This is a genomic window from Paraburkholderia sp. GAS199 (genome assembly GCF_050436585.1).
In the GTDB taxonomy this organism is placed as follows: Bacteria; Pseudomonadota; Gammaproteobacteria; order Burkholderiales; family Burkholderiaceae; genus Paraburkholderia.
Map to the genome: position 1 here is coordinate 279159 of NZ_JBNDMM010000005.1, position 15323 is coordinate 294481.

A 15323-nucleotide genomic window follows, 5' to 3' on the forward strand; every position below is an offset into this window, starting at 1 on the left:
ACCGGTTACTCCTTTGAGGTCGCGCGGCTGGCGCGCGATTGATGAAGTGTCAGCGCGGCGTCTACGTAGGCATGCGCCTGGCCGACATATTGAGCGGGATCGAGCAGCTGTTCGAGACGCGCGGGCGGCAGATGCGCCGTGACCGTGGCGTCGGCGGACAACACTTGCAGCAGCGTCTTCCTGTCGGCAATGGCCGCTTTCGACGCGCGTTCGACCAGATGATGCGCGTCGAGCCGGCCGATGCTGTCGCCGAGCGCGAGCATCACGGCCTCGCCGAGAATCAGGCCATGCGTGGCGTCGAGGTTCTTCACGAGACCCGGCACGTTGACGATCAGGCCCACGGCGATCTGTTCGATGTTGGCGAGCGCGCCGCCCGCGAGGCGGGCGAGATCCGGCAGCGCGTCCCATTCGGCCTGCCAGCCGCCGAGCGCGCGCTCGTGCTCCTGCACCATGCCGGCGAACACCGTGGCGACCAGACCCGGCGCGCGCGTCGCGGCGGTCAGCACGGCGGCGCAGCCAACCGGATTGCGTTTGTGCGGCATGGTCGACGAACCGCCCTTGCCTGCCGCCGCGGGTTCGGCGAGTTCGTCCACTTCGGTCTGCATCTGCAGCGAGATGTCGCGTGCGATCTTGCCGAGCGTGCCGATCAGCATGCCGAACAGCGAAGCGGTCTCGGCGATGCGATCGCGCTGCGTGTGCCATGGCAACGTGGGCACGGCGAGCGAGAGTTCCTGCGCGAGCGCCTGCGTGACCTGCGGCGCGGCTTCACGCAGACTCGCCAGCGTGCCGGCCGCGCCGCCGAATTGCAGCACCAGCACGCGAGCGCGCAGCGCGTCGAGGCGGTCACGATGACGCAGCAGCGCGTCGAGCCATTGCGCGAATTTCAGACCGAGCGTGATCGGCAGCGCCTGTTGCAGCCAGGTGCGGCCGATCATCGGCGTGGCGCGGTGCGTGGCGGCGAGTTTCGCGAGCGCGTCGCAGGTTGCCGCGAGGCCGGCGTCGAGCAGGTCGAAGGTGTCGCGCAACTGCAGCACCGTCGCGGTGTCGATGATGTCCTGACTCGTCGCGCCCCAATGCACGTACTTCGCCGCTTCGGCGTCGGCCGCCTTGACGCGCGCGGTGAGTTGCTTGACGAGCGGAATCGCCAGATTGCCGCCGAGCGCCGCGTCGCGCGCGAGCGCTTCGGCGTCGAGTTGATCGGCCTGGCAGGCAGCCTCGATCGCCGGCACGGCGTCCGGCGGAATCACGTGATGCGCCGCCGACGCACGCGCGAGCGCCGCTTCGACGTCGAGCATGCGCTGCAGCGTGGCACGCGGCGCCCAGATGTCGTTCATCGGCTGCGTGCCGCAGAGAAGGCCAGTCAGGCGGGCGCTGGAGTCGAGCATGTTGGCGTCGAGGTTCGGGAGAGTCGGATTTGAGTTTCGTGGCAGGCCCGGATCGCGCCCGCGCCGATGTGTCGGGCGTTGCGGGCCGGCTCGGGCATGAACCGTCAACACGCGTCGCGTGGCTGACGTTGCGCTGTATTGTGCGCTGAACGCGACGAATCCGTCACGTCATGCGGCAAGCCGGGCCGGCTGGATGATGACGCGGGGCGACGCTGCGGGCCGTAGCGGCGGGCCGAAGCGAAGGCGTCCGGCGTGAGGTCGAGGTCGGCGCGCGGTGCAAAGTCCGCTGCCACGCACGACGTCACGTCCCGAGCCGCACTTCCCCCCTCGCCCGTGACCGCGCCCGCGATCGCCGCGTTCAGGCCGCTCGCGCGGCCTGGGTGCCGTCGATCAACGGCACGCCCGTCAGTTTGAGCAGCGCGTCGAAGTCGATGTCCGAGAAAATTTCCCGCACCACGAGTCCGTCCTGCGTCACGTCGATCATCGCGAGGTCCGTATAGATGCGATCGACACAGGCCACGCCCGTGACCGGATACGTGCATTCGGCAGCGATCTTGCTCTCGCCCTGCTTGGTGAGGTGCTCCATCATCACGTAGACCTGCTTCGCGCCAATCGCGAGATCCATTGCGCCGCCGACCGCCGGAATAGCGTCGGGCGCGCCGGTATGCCAGTTCGCGAGATCACCCTTCGCCGACACCTGGAACGCGCCGAGCACGCAGAAGTCGAGGTGGCCGCCGCGCATCATCGCGAACGAGTCCGAATGGTGGAAGAACGCGCCGCCCGTGAGTAACGTGACGTGCTGCTTGCCGGCGTTGATGAGTTCGTCGTCTTCCTCGCCTTTGGCGGGCGCCGGGCCCATGCCCAGCAGACCGTTTTCGCTGTGCAGGAAAATTTCCTTGTCGGCGGCGAGGTGGTTGGCCACCAGCGTGGGGACGCCGATGCCGAGGTTCACATAAGCGCCTTCAGGAATGTCCTGGGCAACGCGCTTGGCCATTTCATCGCGGGTCAGTTTTTTCATGTCGGTCTCCTCAGGCGGCTGTCGCGGATGCAAGTTCGGCTTGATGCGTCGCTTGCGGCACTTCGATCACACGCTGCACGAAGATGCCCGGCGTGACGATGTTTTCCGGATCGAGTTCGCCGAGCGGCACGACTTTCGACACCTGCACGATGGCGGTTTTCGCCGCGCTCGCCATGATCGGGCCGAAGTTGCGGGCCGTCTTGCGATACACCAGATTGCCCCAGCGGTCGCCCTTGAACGCCTTGATGAGCGCGAAGTCCGCATGCAGCGGCGCTTCGAGCACGTAATGCCGGCCGTCGATCAGACGGGTTTCCTTGCCCTCGGCCAGCTTCGTGCCGTAGGCGGTGGGCGTGAAGAAACCGCCGATGCCGGCGCCCGCGGCACGGATGCGCTCGGCGAGATTGCCCTGCGGCACCAGTTCCAGTTCGATTTCGCCGGCGCGATACAGCGCGTCGAAAACATAGGAATCAGTCTGACGCGGAAACGAGCAGATGATCTTGCGCACGCGCTTCGCCTTCAGCAGCGCGGCGAGGCCGATGTCGCCGTTGCCGGCGTTGTTGTTGACGATGGTCAGCTCGCGCGCGCCCTGTTCGATGAGCGCGTCGATCAGTTCGGACGGCATGCCGGCCGTGCCGAAGCCGCCGATCATGACGGTCGCGCCGTCGTGGACATCGGCGACCGCCGACTGAAGTGACTCGAAAATCTTGTTGATCATGTCGAATTTCCTTTTGGGGCGCTGCGAGCCGCCAGGTTGCCGCCCGCTGTGCGGGGCACCTCGCGGACGGTCTCCGGCCTGTTGCTGGCGGCGGCTCGCCGCACGGAGATGCAAGCTGGCGCCTTGGGTCGTCCGCTTCGAAATTTGTTCGTTATATGAACATGGATTCGTTTAGCGAACGTTCTCGCAGATTATGGTTGCGCTTCGGCCGCATTGTCAAGGCGGGGGATTTCCCTTAATCATAGGTTTTCGACGCGGCAGCGGCAGATCGCAGCACGGTTTTTATCCACCGGAGCGGCACGACCACTATCGGCAAAGCGCATTATTACGCTACCCTCTATCGACTTAGCCCATACGCCAATCTCCCGATCAACCCGAGTGCCGCCGCCGAACATGCCCGAGACAACCCTGGATCTGAACCTGATCCCTTATCTGGTCGCGATGGAGGACACCCGCAACGTCAGCCGCGCGGCCGAGCAGCTCGGCGTGAGCCAGCCGCGCGTGAGCACGGCGCTGGGACGGCTGCGCGAGTATTTCGACGACCCGCTGTTCGTGCGGACCTCGAAGGGCATGGAGCCGACGCCGCGCGCGCTCGCCATCCTGCCGGCCGCGCGCGACGCGCTGCTGCGCATCGAAAAAGGCATGCTCGAAGCGCAGCATTTCGACCCGGACACCAGCACGCACACCTTTTCCATCGCGCTTTCCGATGTCGGCGAGATCGTGTTTCTGCCGCGTCTTCTGCAACGGTTCGCCGAGCTCGCGCCGCACGCGAATCTGCGTTCGGTGTCGTTACGGCCGTCGGACGTGGAGCGCGGCCTCGAATCGGGCGACGTCGATCTTGCAGTCGGCTATTTCCCGGACCTGGCGGGCAACAACTTCTTCCAGCAGCGCCTCTTCACGCACCGTTTCATCTGCCTGATGCGCACCGGCCACCCACTGGCGCAGGCGCCGCTCACGCTGGCGCAATACGTGGCCGCCGGGCACGCGGTCGTGCGCGCCGAAGGACGCAGCCAGGAAGTCCTCGAGCACTATCTGGAAAAGAAGCGCATCAAGCGGCGCGCCGTACTCGAAACGCCGCACTTCATGAGCCTGCCGTTCATTCTGGCGCGCACCGATCTGCTTGCCACGGTGCCGCACGCCATCGGCTTCGCGTATGTGTCGGAGCATGCGTCAATCACGCTGGTCGAGCCGCCGCTGCCCTTGCCGCCGTTCGATCTGCGGCAGCACTGGCACCGCAAGTTTCATAACGACCCGCGCGGCACCTGGCTGCGCGGCGTGGTGGCCGAGCTTTTCAACGACGCCGAGGACGAGTGGCCAAAGTGAGCCCAAATGAGCCGGGCCCCTTTGCGCACAGGGACATCGACACGGCTCGTCGCAAAACATGGAACAATGGCCGCACTCATTGAACCCGCGCTGCGCGAAGCGTCGAGGCGCGATCCCGGAGGAGCGACGGATGCCCAGCAGTAAATCGAAGAAAACCAAACCCGCAGTCACGGCGGCGCCCGCAGACAATGTGGCCCGTCCGAGCCGCGATGAAGCTGAAGCAGCCGTACGCGTGCTGTTGCGCTGGGCCGGCGACGATCCCACGCGCGAAGGCCTGATCGACACGCCCGCACGCGTGGTGCGCTCCTACGAGGAGTTCTACGCCGGCTACCAGATCGATCCGCGCGAGATCCTGTCGCGCACTTTCTCGGAAGTAGACGGCTACGACGAAATGATCGTGCTGAAAGACATCCGCTTCGAAAGCTACTGCGAGCACCACATGGTGCCGATCATCGGGCGGGCGCACGTCGCCTATCTGCCGAACCACCGCGTCGTCGGCATTTCGAAGCTGGCGCGGCTCGTCGATGCATTCGCCAAGCGTCTGCAGATTCAGGAAAAAATGACGGTGCAGATCGCCGACACGCTGAACGACGTGCTGCAACCGGCCGGCGTCGGCGTGATTCTCGAGGCCGCGCATCAGTGCATGTCCACTCGGGGCGTGCACAAGGCCGGCGTGACGATGGTTACCTCGCGCATGCTCGGCACGTTCCGCACCGATCCGTCGACACGCCGCGAGTTTTTGTCGATCGTCGGCAATCCTGGCGTGGTGGCGATTGCCAACACCTGAGGCTCGAGGGTTTTTGCGTCACGCGACGCCGCTGAGTGTGCGTCACGCAACGATCGCATCGAACTCACGCGGCGGCCCGCAGCGCCCGCCTCTGGCCGAAACTCGCAAGCAGCACGGCGCCGAGCACGCACGCCACGCCCGCCAGTTGCGCGACACCGACCGGTTCGCGTAACACGCAGGCCGCCAGCGTCACCGCGCTCACCGGCACGAGCGCGGTCATCAGTCCCGCTTCGGCGCCGCTGATGCGCGCCGCGCCGGCATACCAGAGCGCGAAGCCGGCCACCGTCGGCACCAGCGCGTAGTAGAGCACGCCGCCGATCCCGGCCAGCAGGTTCGCGTCGAACGGCAGTCGCCAGGGCGCCTCGAAACACGCCGGCACGATGGCCACCAGGAAGCCGATCCCGCACATCAGCGCGGACAGCGGCAGTGGCGCGACCGGCTTGCGCAGTTTGCGGTTAAGCAGGATGAACACTGCCTCGCACACGATCGCGCCGAACACCAGCGCGTCGCCCGCGAGCGAATGTGCGCCGCGAGTCGACGCGGTCTCGTCGGGATGCGCGGTGCAGACGAGCACGCCCACGGTGGCCAGCACGACCGCACCCAGCACCGCTGGTTTCGGCCGCTCCCCCAGCGCCAGCACGGCGAACAGTGCGGACACGGCCGGCAGGCTTCCCGCGATCACGCCGGCGTCGGTTGCCGACGCGAGCTTCATGCCGCTGATGAGCAGCACCGTATAGCCGACACTGCCCGCGCCCGCCTGCGCGATCACGAGCCACGCATCACGCCCGCTGAGACGCGGCCAGCGCACGCCGCGCCAACGCATGAGCAGCGCGAATACCGGAAACGCCATGGCAAAACGCAGCGCGGTGGCGCTAAAAGGCGGCAGCGCCGCCGCGATCGTTTTGCTGACCACCACCGTGCTGCCGACACCGATCATCGCCAGCGCACAGAACAGGTATCCGACGTGTTTCGCATTCATATCGCTTGATCGCCGTCCAGGTTCAAATCGAACCCGCAGCTTAGGACCGGCGCACGGCGCGAGTCTTGAACGAAATTGCAGAAGCGGCGCGCTTTTGAATGGCGGATGCGACAGCGAGGATCCGCGCGAACCAATCGGGTATCCTCATCGACATGGATGGCCCGCGCACGAAGCGAAGGCGTCGGGAACGAACCTTGCGAGCGGTCACGATTGATGTCGCTATCGATGCGTCGGCAAGCCGTATGACCGCCGTGTGCTGGATCGCCCGCCGCCTGCCGGCCTAACCGCTTTTGCCAGGAGTCCCAATTGTTCGAGCTCCCGCCGTCGGCGATCACCACCTGGGGCGGCGCTATCGTATTTCTCAACGTCCTGCTGACCCGTCTTGGCGTGCCGATTCCCGCGGTGCCCATCCTGCTCTTCGCGGGCTCGGCCATCGCGGCCGGCACGCTCTCCTTCTGGCCGACGCTATGCGCCGCCGTGCTCGGCGCCCTGCTCGGCGACGCCGCCTGGTTCACCGCCGGCCGTATCTATGGACGCAAACTGATGGCCGCGCTCGGCCGTATCGCACCGGCCGCCGACGCCCGCCTCGACACGGCCCGCTCGATGTTCGAGCGTTTCGGTGTGCCGCTCGTCGCGATCTCGAAGTTCGTTCCCGGTCTCGGCCTCATCACGCCGCCGCTGATGGGCACGACGGCGGTCGACATTCGTATTTACGCGGCGTGGGACGTGGCGGGCGCCGTCGCGTGGGCGACTTTCTGGCTGCTCGGCGGCGCGGCGGCCGAACGCGAGTTGCACATGCTGCTCGCGTTCGTCAGGGCGCGCGGCGGCACGGTGGTCGATGTCCTGCTGGCCGTGGCGCTGCTCTATCTCGCCTACCGCCTGTATCAGCGACGCCGCGCCCGCCTGCACCCAACCGGCGCGGCAACCGAAACACGCGAAGCAACGACAGACGCCACAGTGGACACCGCAGCCTCGCGCGGCTGGCGCGGGCGGCGCGGCTGGCGGCAGCGGCGCGCGGCCATGCTGCCGCGCGTGCTCGATGCGCGTCCGCAAGCGCTGGCCAACGGCGCACGCAGCGGCATACCCGGCGCGCTGCCGCTCGATCCGCACTCGCCCGAACAGGTGAACGGCGCCTTGCACGCTTACGACATGGTGATCTACTGCATCTGTCCGGATAGCGCGACCGCCGTCGACATCACGCAATGCATGCGCCGCAACGGCTACACGCGAATCCGCGCCCTACGCGGCGGACTCGACGCGTGGCAACGGCGCGGTTTTCCGGTGACGTCGCTCTCGCCGGTGGACGAGATGATCGCGGGTCAGCCGTCGTGGGCTTCGGCCGGTGACGCGCGCGGCGCCGTCACGTTGCGTGGACTGGCGCCGAAGCGCGCTTAGGCTAGACCGCAGCGATGCGGGCGTCCGGTGGCGCCTCAAAGCTCGCCGCATGTCGATGCCGGGCAGCAGCCCGAACTGCTGCGCGCTCCGTTCGACACCCTGACTTCCGTCACGGCTCGCCGCCGCCATCAAGGCGCGTTCTGCGTTTCCGTCCCGACTTCCCAGACCGCAGCATGCACGCGATTGCGGCCGGCCGCCTTCGCCGCGTAGAGTTGCCGGTCGGCGGCGGCGAGCAGATCGAGCGCGCTCGCGCCTTCGGCCGGCACGCAGGTCGCGCAGCCGATACTGACCGTCACCTCGCTGGTGTCGCCGTCGCCGCGCACCACACCCGCGCTTTGCACCGTACGGCGAATTTTTTCCGCGACCACCAGGGCGCCCGCGCTCGTCGTTTCCGGCAGCACCACCGAAAATTCCTCGCCGCCATAGCGCGCGACCAGATCGACCGAGCGCCGCACCGTCGCTGAAATGCTCTCGGCCACCGCCACGAGCGCCTCGTCGCCGCTGGCGTGGCCGTGCGTGTCGTTGAACCGCTTGAAGTGATCGATGTCGATGAACAGCACCGACAGCGGATTGCCGTTGCGGCGCGCGCGCCGCCATTCTTCGTCGAGACGCTTGTCCAGCACGCGGCGGTTGGAGAGGCCGGTAAGCGGGTCGGTCGCGGCGAGACGCATGAGCGCGTCCTGTGCGCGCGATTTGTCACGCAGGGCGAACGCCAGCAGCCACGACACCATGATGAAGACCGCGCCGAAGGTGAAGGTCAGCAGGCCGGCGATCCGGCTGCGATGACGCCAGGGCGCGAGCACGTCGTCGACGGCCGGCGCGACCACGGCGATCAGCGGCGTGCCCGGCACGCGCGCATAGCTGTACATGCGCCGCACGCCGTCGAGCGCCGATACCGCGACGTACGAGCCGGACGTATGCGCCACCATGGTCTGGAAAGTCGGCGATTTCGCAATGCTGTTGCCGATATCGCGCGCGGCGAACGGCTTGCGCGCGAGCAGCGTGCCGTCTTCGGTGACGATGAAGACCGAGCCTTTCGCGCCGGTATTGATGCGGTCGAGCAGACGCTGGAAGTACTCGATGCGGATGGCCAGCAGCGCCACGCCGCCGAATTCGCCGTCGGGTTTGTCCACGCGACGCGTCAGGCCGATCGACAGTTTGCCGTCGCGCAGCCGCGAGCGGAACGGATGCGAAAAGTACAGGCCGGCATTCGCGCTGCGCTGATGCACCAGAAAATAATCGCGGTCGGCGAAACCGATCGTTTTATTCACGTCGCCATGTTGCGATGCAATGACGTGCGCGTCCGGTCCGATGACATACGCGCCGCCGAGATAGGCGGCCGTGGTGGCGCGATCGAACAGCACGGCCTGCCGCACATCCGCGGGCAAGGTCCACGTGACGGGATTACGCGCGCCGTCGGCCATGGCCTGCAGCGACAGATCGTAAATTTCGACGTTGCGTTCCAGGTCGGTCGAAATGATCGACACGAGGTTCTGCGCCGTTTCGCGCGCGTGATCGAGCGCATCGGTGCGGCCGTTGCTGAGTGCAAGGAGCGTGAGGCCGGCCATCGACACGGCCACCAGCGAGCCCGCCACGCCCGCGAGAAACGGATGATTGCCGACATAGCGCGACACAGCGTTGCCCGCTGCGCGCAAGCGCTTGCGCAACCGTCGGCGCAGCGTGAGCGTTCGATGTGCCACGTGCGCACTTCCTCCTTTACCGGTCATCTGCTTACCCGCCGATGCTGCCGAATTCGTGTCGAACGACAGCGGATTTTGTTATCAGGCGCGAGCGGCCGAAGCCACGATCTCGAGCCCGCGAGCGGCACTGGCCACGCCGCGTAGACAGTCTAGTGCTTGCGCAATAATCCGGCAGCCGCGCGCACACGGCGCTTGCGTTCCTTTGCAAGCCGCTGGAGCGCGCCGGCCGTGCCGTGTTCATCGGCTAGAAGACCCGTATTCTCGCGAAGCAAGGTTTCGCTCGCTACGATGTCGTTCAGCTTACCGAAGTGTTTTTGAATCTTCTTCAGACGCTTCAGGCTGCGTTTTTGGCTGCTCTTAGAACCGCCACGCAGGTCGGGACCAAAAAATTCCAGCAGATAGCGTAGCTTCTTGCCCGCTTTCCTGACGTCGTGAAAGGCGGCGTAGTTCGAACGCTTCGCCTTGCTCGCCCGCTTCATACGCTTTTTCAGCGATCGCCCGGACGCCGCCACGCGGCGCGTCGCAAACTTGCGCAACGCGACGCGCTCGTGCGAAGTATTGAGTTCTTTGCTGGTACTCGTGAGCGTGTCGTGCAGCAGATGTTTGACGTCCGCGTTGGCGAGGGTTTCGCGGCTCGTGGCGAGCGCGTCGCCACGCGCGGCTTCGAGTTGCGCGTGCAGCGGACTCTCGCTCTCGCCTTTGCCGTTCCCATCGCTGGCGACAAGTTCGATCAGGATGTCCCAATCGCGCGTTTTGCCCGCGGCCGTGGCCAGATATTTGTAGAGCGCCTGCTGACGGATATTTTCCGGCTTGTCGAGCAAGGGCTGGAACGCCCACCACAACGAACGCAGCCGGCGCAGCGAGACACGCAGCGCATGCAGGGCTTCGGGCGACGCATCGTCGCGCACCACGTCGGCGAACGCGATCGCGTGGTCGATCAGCGGCGAGGCGTACGACGCGAAAGCAGCCTGCGCGGTGCGGTCCTTGGCGGCTGGCTTACGTGACTTGCGCGGCTTTTGCGCAGCGTTTTTCGCGGCGTCGGCACTGTCCGGGTTCATCGAAGGTCCTTAACAATCCTTTAATCCAGAGTAGCAAATTAAGGACCCGATGAGTATCGGCGACAGCCCCACGCGGCCTGCTCACTATGTGGTCAGCGCATCTAGCCAAGGCGTCTAGTCACTATCCGACCGCGATTCGCCGGAACTCGCCAAAGCCGTTTTGCGCAACGCGCAAAAGTGGTCTCGCACGACCCGTGAAAAGCCCGCAAACGCCCGCCACGCATAAGCGTCATCGCGCTGTCATCATTGCGACACACACCGGCAGCAGGATCGGATGTTCCGCGACAAACTTTTTGGGGCACACGCCATGCCGGAACTTTCGTACCAACAACCGGGCGCAACAGGAGGGAAAGGGCGCAATATCGGCCTGATCATTTTCCTGATTGTGATCGTGATCGGCGCGGTCTATTGCGCCTCGCATCTGCTGGACGACCTGCAACCGGTCCGCGAAGGTTCGATTCTTCCTTATCTGCTGCTGGGCGTCGCGCTGCTCATCGCGCTGGGTTTTGAATTCGTCAACGGGTTTCACGACACGGCCAACGCGGTCGCCACCGTGATCTACACCCACTCGCTCGCGCCGAATATCGCCGTGGTCTGGTCGGGCGGCTGGAACTTCCTCGGCGTGCTGACTTCGAGCGGCGCGGTCGCTTTCGGCATCCTGCAACTGCTGCCGGTCGAACTGATCCTGCAGGTCGGCAGCAGCGCCGGCTTCGCGATGGTCTTCGCGCTGCTGATCGCGGCGATCATCTGGAATCTCGGCACCTGGTACTTCGGTTTGCCGTCGTCCAGTTCGCACACGCTGATCGGCTCGATCATCGGCGTCGGCCTGATGAACCAGCTGATGCACGGCGCGAGCGGCACCAGCGGCGTGGACTGGGGTCAGGCGCTCGGCGTGGGTAAATCGCTGCTGTTTTCGCCTCTGGTCGGCTTCCTTCTTGCCGGCCTGCTCCTGCTGATCCTCAAGGCCGTGGTCCGCGTGCCGGCGCTGTACGCCGAGCCCAAGGGCAAAGAACCGCCGCCGTTCTGGATCCGCTGCCTGCTGATCCTCACCTGCACGGGCGTTTCGTTCGCGCACGGTTCGAACGACGGCCAGAAAGGCATGGGTCTCATCATGCTGATCCTGATCGGCACGGTGCCGACCGCCTACGCGCTGAACAAGGCGGTCACGCCGGCCGAAACGCAAACCTTCCTCGCAGTGGCGCACGAAACGTCGGCCACGCTCGCCAAATACACTCAGGGCGCCGCGCCGTCGGCCAACCCGCGCGGCGACGTCGAAGCCTACGTGCGTACGCGCCAACTGACGCCGGCCACCCTGCCCGCCTTGCAGCAGCTCACCGACGGTATCGCCCAGCAGGTCGGCTCGTCGGGCTCGCTGGCGAACGTGCCGCAGAGCGTCGTCGATAACGTGCGCAACAACATGTATGTCGCGTCCGAAGCGATCCGTCTGATGGACAAGGCCAAGCAGCCGGCCTTCTCCGCCGACGACCGCAAGGTCATCGACAACTTCAAGGCGCAGACCGACCACGCCACCAAGTTCATCCCGACGTGGGTGAAGGTTGCCGTGGCCATCGCGCTCGGTCTCGGCACCATGGTGGGCTGGAAGCGCATCGTCGTGACAGTGGGCGAGAAGATCGGCAAGCAGCATCTGACCTACGGCCAGGGCGCATCGGCCGAACTCGTGGCCATGCTGACGATCGGTGCCGCCGACGCCTACGGGCTGCCGGTGTCGACCACGCACGTGCTGTCGTCCGGCGTGGCCGGCACGATGGCCGCCAACGGCTCGGGCCTGCAATGGGGCACGGTGCGCAGCCTGATCCTCGCCTGGGTGCTGACCCTGCCGGTTTCGATCGCGCTGGCGGCGGGCTTGTACTGGGTGTTCCGGATGGTGTTTTGATACGTCATGCCGGCGCTGTAAGCCGGCAGTGACGGTTTAATGTGTCGTACAGGATACGTTAGCGGACAAACGTCGGTTAATGTGCCTTATACGACACACGAAACAAGGCTTCAAACGAAAAAGGCGCGGACCCGGTCCGCGCCTTTTTTCTACCTCAAGCGCCCCACTCAGGCGCGCCCCAACCCGCTCAATACACTTCCGGCACGATCATCGAAGACGGCACCGGCTGACGGCTGTATTCGTCGTGATAAACGCGCGCCGGCAATTCGATCTGCGAGTGCTCGATCTCGTGGTACGGCACCTGGCTCAACAGATGTTGAATGCAGTTCAGACGCGCGCGTTTCTTGTCCACGGCCTGCACCACCCACCACGGCGCCTCGGGAATATGCGAGCGCTGCAGCATCACTTCCTTGGCCTGCGTATAGGCTTCCCAGCGACGGCGGCTTTCCAGGTCCATCGGACTGAGCTTCCACTGCTTCAACGGATCGTGGATGCGGTTCTGGAAGCGGATTTCCTGCTCTTCGTCGGTGATCGAGAACCAGTACTTGAGAATCTGCACGCCGCTGCGGGCCAGCATCTTCTCGAACTCCGGCACCGAACGGAAAAACTCTTCGTACTCTTCGTCCGTGCAGAAATTCATCACGCGCTCGACGCCGGCGCGGTTGTACCAGCTGCGGTCGAACAGCACCATCTCGCCGCCCGCGGGCAAATGCGACACATACCGCTGGAAATACCATTGCGTGCGCTCACGATTGTTCGGCGCGGGCAACGCCGCCACGCGGCACACGCGCGGATTGAGCCGCTGCGTGATGCGCTTGATCGCGCCGCCCTTACCCGCCGCATCGCGCCCTTCGAAAATCACCACGAGCCGGTGGCCGGTCTGCACGATCCAGTCCTGCAGCTTGACGAGTTCGCCCTGCAGGCGGAACAGCTCGCGGAAATACATCTTGCGCGCTTCGCGATGCTCCGCCGTGAAGCCTTCGGCGCCGTCGATGATGCGGTCGTCGACCTCCATTTCGAGTTCCTCGTCGTGGGCGTCGATGAGGTCTTCCTCAAAACGGCGTTGCCGTTCGGCCAGAATTTCGGCTTCAGGTCTCGGATCCAGCTCTTTCATTGCGCTTCTCCTGGCAACGGAAATAGATAGGCACGCGGCGCCTGCGCGCCACGATCGCGCTCCGATTATCGAAGCGCCAAATGTCAGCCGTGTTACCGGCGCGGCCGCGAGTGCGGTTGCGGCTGTCCGGCCGGCCGCCCGCGCGCCGTTTATGTGCCTCGTTGCCGATCATGATAGCGAGTTTTGCGCGGCATTCCGCGCTAACGCAGCGGCCTGGCAAAACTCAGTTCGTGGCCGTCCGGGTCGCTGATGTGAAAATAACGCTCGCCCCACGGGGCGTCCGCGGGCTCGCGCGAAGGCTTCAGGCCGGCCGCCAGCGCGCGACCGTAGAGCGCGTCGACATCGGACACGTAGACGATCACGCGGCCCCACCAGTTGACCGGCGCGCGCGTATCGACGATCAGATTCAGAAACGATCCGCCGAATGCGAACGACGTGAACGCCTCCTGCGGGCCGCCGAATTTCAGCGGAAAACCGAGCGCTTCGTAAAATTGCACGGCCCGCGCCATGTCGTGCGTCGCGAGCGTGATGGCGCTGAGCGATTCGATACTCGGCGCGGACTGTGGGTCGCGTGCGTCGTGTGCATCCGGCGCGGCAGCCGAAACCGGCTGATTCGTGGGCGAATTCATGGCAAAAGTCTCCTTTTTCGTGACTGGCGCAGCGTGCGCTTCACGTGTGATTTATTCAGACGACCGTGAAATTGAACGGACCGGCGCGCAGGCCCCGTGTTCGCAGTGTCGGCTTTCGCCATCATTCAAGCAAACGGCTCGCCAGCCCGACACGCGCGGCGCGGACCGCACTTGAAAACCCTCCGGCCGTCCCGCATCTCCTGATCCGTTTATCCGGAGCATCGCCATGGGAAGCCGCCCACGCTTCATCGATGACCTGTCGCGCGCCGCACCCGACGCCCCCGGTCCAGATCTGCTTACGTCACCGTCCGACGACGCCCTGCTCGACGCCTATTCCCGCACCGTGATCGGCGCGCTGGAACGCGTGCAGCAGGCGGTCGCCTTCATCTCCGTCGAACGCCGCCTGCCCGGCGCGAACGGCCAGCCCGCCGGCCGCGACGGCCATGCGCGCGGCGGCACCGGCTCGGGCTTCCTGTTCACGCCGGACGGCTATCTGCTCACCAATAGCCACGTCGTCCATGGCGCCACGCACATTCAGGTGACGCTCGCCGACGGCGCGAAATTCGACGCGGACCTCGTCGGCGACGATCCCGGCAGCGACCTCGCCGTGTTGCGGATCGGCTCGCCGGAACCGTTGCCGCACGTCGAACTCGGCGAATCGTCGAAGCTGCGCGTCGGGCAGATTGCAATCGCCGTCGGCAATCCGCTCGGGCTTGCGCAAACCGTCACGACCGGCGTGGTGTCCGCGCTCGGCCGCTCGCTGCGCTCGAATTCCGGCCGTATGATCTACGACGTGATCCAGACCGACGCCGCGCTCAATCCCGGCAATTCGGGCGGACCGCTGATCAATTCGGCAGGCCAGGTGATCGGCGTGAACACCGCGATCATTCCGGGCGCGCAGGCGATCTGTTTCGCCACCGCCATCGACACCGCGAAGTGGGTCATCATGCAAATCTTCGCGCATGGCCGCGTCCGGCGCGCGTACATCGGCGTGGCGGGCACCACGACGCCGATATCGCGCCGTGTGCAGCGCTACTTCGGTCTGAGTTCGGAAAGCGGCGTCTACGTGATGGAGGTCGTCAAAGGCAGCCCGGCCGCGCTCGGCGGCCTGCGCACCGACGACACGATCGTCGCCATCGATGCGCTGCCCGTGCAGGACGTCGACAGTCTGCAACGCGTGCTCGACGCCTCGCGCATCGATAAGCCCGTCAACGTGACGGTGCTGCGCGGCGCGCAGCGGCGCGAACTGACGCTCACACCGGTCGAGCAAACCAGCTGATTCAGCGCGGCTCGTCGAATTGAAAAGCCCATGAAAAAAGCCTCGCG

The 15323-nt window shown here is 65.6% G+C and carries 13 protein-coding genes; 5 read left to right on the forward strand and 8 right to left on the reverse strand.

The features are described 5' to 3' along the window. Positions 1 to 5: 5 nt before the first annotated feature. From P3T18_RS20770 to P3T18_RS20780, 3 genes are all read right to left on the reverse strand, one after another. The gene (locus tag P3T18_RS20770; protein ID WP_429301839.1) at positions 6 to 1385 is read right to left on the reverse strand and encodes a 3-carboxy-cis,cis-muconate cycloisomerase; all 1380 of its coding nucleotides are present in this window, start codon (positions 1383 to 1385) and stop codon (positions 6 to 8) included. A 358-nt stretch (positions 1386 to 1743) separates the two neighbouring features. Beyond that, a complete protein-coding gene (locus tag P3T18_RS20775) occupies positions 1744 to 2403 on the reverse strand; it encodes a 3-oxoacid CoA-transferase subunit B (protein ID WP_429301840.1) in 660 nt (219 codons plus the stop codon). A 10-nt stretch (positions 2404 to 2413) separates the two neighbouring features. Further along, entirely contained in the window at positions 2414 to 3118 is a 705-nt protein-coding gene (locus P3T18_RS20780) for a 3-oxoacid CoA-transferase subunit A (RefSeq protein WP_429301841.1), read from the reverse strand. 393 nt (positions 3119 to 3511) lie between these two features. Between P3T18_RS20780 and P3T18_RS20785 the strand changes: the two genes are divergently transcribed. Continuing rightward, on the forward strand, positions 3512 to 4441 hold the full coding sequence (locus P3T18_RS20785) for a LysR family transcriptional regulator (RefSeq protein ID WP_429301842.1): 930 nt from the start codon (positions 3512 to 3514) through the stop codon (positions 4439 to 4441). A gap of 130 nt (positions 4442 to 4571) precedes the next feature. Then, positions 4572 to 5228 carry a GTP cyclohydrolase I FolE gene (gene folE, locus P3T18_RS20790; RefSeq protein ID WP_429301843.1) on the forward strand — a complete coding sequence of 219 codons (657 nt, stop codon included), beginning with the start codon at positions 4572 to 4574 and terminating at the stop codon, positions 5226 to 5228. 64 nt (positions 5229 to 5292) lie between these two features. On the opposite strand, the gene P3T18_RS20795 is transcribed toward folE, so the two are convergent. Continuing rightward, positions 5293 to 6207: a DMT family transporter gene (locus tag P3T18_RS20795; RefSeq protein ID WP_429301844.1), complete on the reverse strand. Its 915-nt coding sequence runs from the start codon at positions 6205 to 6207 to the stop codon at positions 5293 to 5295. Positions 6208 to 6513: 306 nt separating this feature from the next. On the opposite strand from P3T18_RS20795, the gene P3T18_RS20800 reads away from it, so the two are divergent. Then, a complete protein-coding gene (locus P3T18_RS20800) occupies positions 6514 to 7602 on the forward strand; it encodes a VTT domain-containing protein (protein ID WP_429301845.1) in 1089 nt (362 codons plus the stop codon). Positions 7603 to 7730: 128 nt separating this feature from the next. Here the strand turns inward: P3T18_RS20800 and P3T18_RS20805 are convergent, their stop codons facing one another. Together P3T18_RS20805 and P3T18_RS20810 are read right to left on the reverse strand one after the other, a co-directional pair. Beyond that, a complete protein-coding gene (locus tag P3T18_RS20805; RefSeq protein ID WP_429301846.1) occupies positions 7731 to 9302 on the reverse strand; it encodes a sensor domain-containing diguanylate cyclase in 1572 nt (523 codons plus the stop codon). Positions 9303 to 9451: 149 nt separating this feature from the next. After that, positions 9452 to 10360: a CHAD domain-containing protein gene (locus P3T18_RS20810; RefSeq protein WP_429301847.1), complete on the reverse strand. Its 909-nt coding sequence runs from the start codon at positions 10358 to 10360 to the stop codon at positions 9452 to 9454. Positions 10361 to 10667: 307 nt separating this feature from the next. Here P3T18_RS20810 and P3T18_RS20815 point away from each other — a divergent pair, with 307 nt between their 5' ends. Beyond that, on the forward strand, positions 10668 to 12254 hold the full coding sequence (locus tag P3T18_RS20815) for an inorganic phosphate transporter (protein ID WP_429301848.1): 1587 nt from the start codon (positions 10668 to 10670) through the stop codon (positions 12252 to 12254). 187 nt (positions 12255 to 12441) lie between these two features. On the opposite strand, the gene ppk2 is transcribed toward P3T18_RS20815, so the two are convergent. Together ppk2 and P3T18_RS20825 are read right to left on the reverse strand one after the other, a co-directional pair. Continuing rightward, the gene (gene ppk2 / locus P3T18_RS20820) at positions 12442 to 13368 is read right to left on the reverse strand and encodes a polyphosphate kinase 2 (protein WP_429301849.1); all 927 of its coding nucleotides are present in this window, start codon (positions 13366 to 13368) and stop codon (positions 12442 to 12444) included. Between the two features lie 200 nt (positions 13369 to 13568). Beyond that, a complete protein-coding gene (locus tag P3T18_RS20825) occupies positions 13569 to 13997 on the reverse strand; it encodes a VOC family protein (protein WP_429301850.1) in 429 nt (142 codons plus the stop codon). Positions 13998 to 14223: 226 nt separating this feature from the next. Between P3T18_RS20825 and P3T18_RS20830 the strand changes: the two genes are divergently transcribed. Continuing rightward, entirely contained in the window at positions 14224 to 15276 is a 1053-nt protein-coding gene (locus P3T18_RS20830; protein ID WP_429301851.1) for a S1C family serine protease, read from the forward strand. The last annotated feature ends 47 nt before the right edge of the window (positions 15277 to 15323 follow it).

Excerpts from the sequence above, each read along its gene's own strand:
- P3T18_RS20795 (WP_429301844.1), bottom strand. The coding sequence starts at position 6,207 with ATGAATGCGAAACACGTCGGATACCTGTTCTGTGCGCTGGCGATGATC.
- P3T18_RS20830 (WP_429301851.1), top strand. The coding sequence starts at position 14,224 with ATGGGAAGCCGCCCACGCTTCATCGATGACCTGTCGCGCGCCGCACCC.
- ppk2 (WP_429301849.1), bottom strand. The coding sequence starts at position 13,368 with ATGAAAGAGCTGGATCCGAGACCTGAAGCCGAAATTCTGGCCGAACGG.
- P3T18_RS20825 (WP_429301850.1), bottom strand. The coding sequence starts at position 13,997 with ATGAATTCGCCCACGAATCAGCCGGTTTCGGCTGCCGCGCCGGATGCA.
- P3T18_RS20770 (WP_429301839.1), bottom strand. The coding sequence starts at position 1,385 with ATGCTCGACTCCAGCGCCCGCCTGACTGGCCTTCTCTGCGGCACGCAG.
- P3T18_RS20815 (WP_429301848.1), top strand. The coding sequence starts at position 10,668 with ATGCCGGAACTTTCGTACCAACAACCGGGCGCAACAGGAGGGAAAGGG.
- P3T18_RS20810 (WP_429301847.1), bottom strand. The coding sequence starts at position 10,360 with ATGAACCCGGACAGTGCCGACGCCGCGAAAAACGCTGCGCAAAAGCCG.
- P3T18_RS20780 (WP_429301841.1), bottom strand. The coding sequence starts at position 3,118 with ATGATCAACAAGATTTTCGAGTCACTTCAGTCGGCGGTCGCCGATGTC.
- folE (WP_429301843.1), top strand. The coding sequence starts at position 4,572 with ATGCCCAGCAGTAAATCGAAGAAAACCAAACCCGCAGTCACGGCGGCG.
- P3T18_RS20785 (WP_429301842.1), top strand. The coding sequence starts at position 3,512 with ATGCCCGAGACAACCCTGGATCTGAACCTGATCCCTTATCTGGTCGCG.
- P3T18_RS20775 (WP_429301840.1), bottom strand. The coding sequence starts at position 2,403 with ATGAAAAAACTGACCCGCGATGAAATGGCCAAGCGCGTTGCCCAGGAC.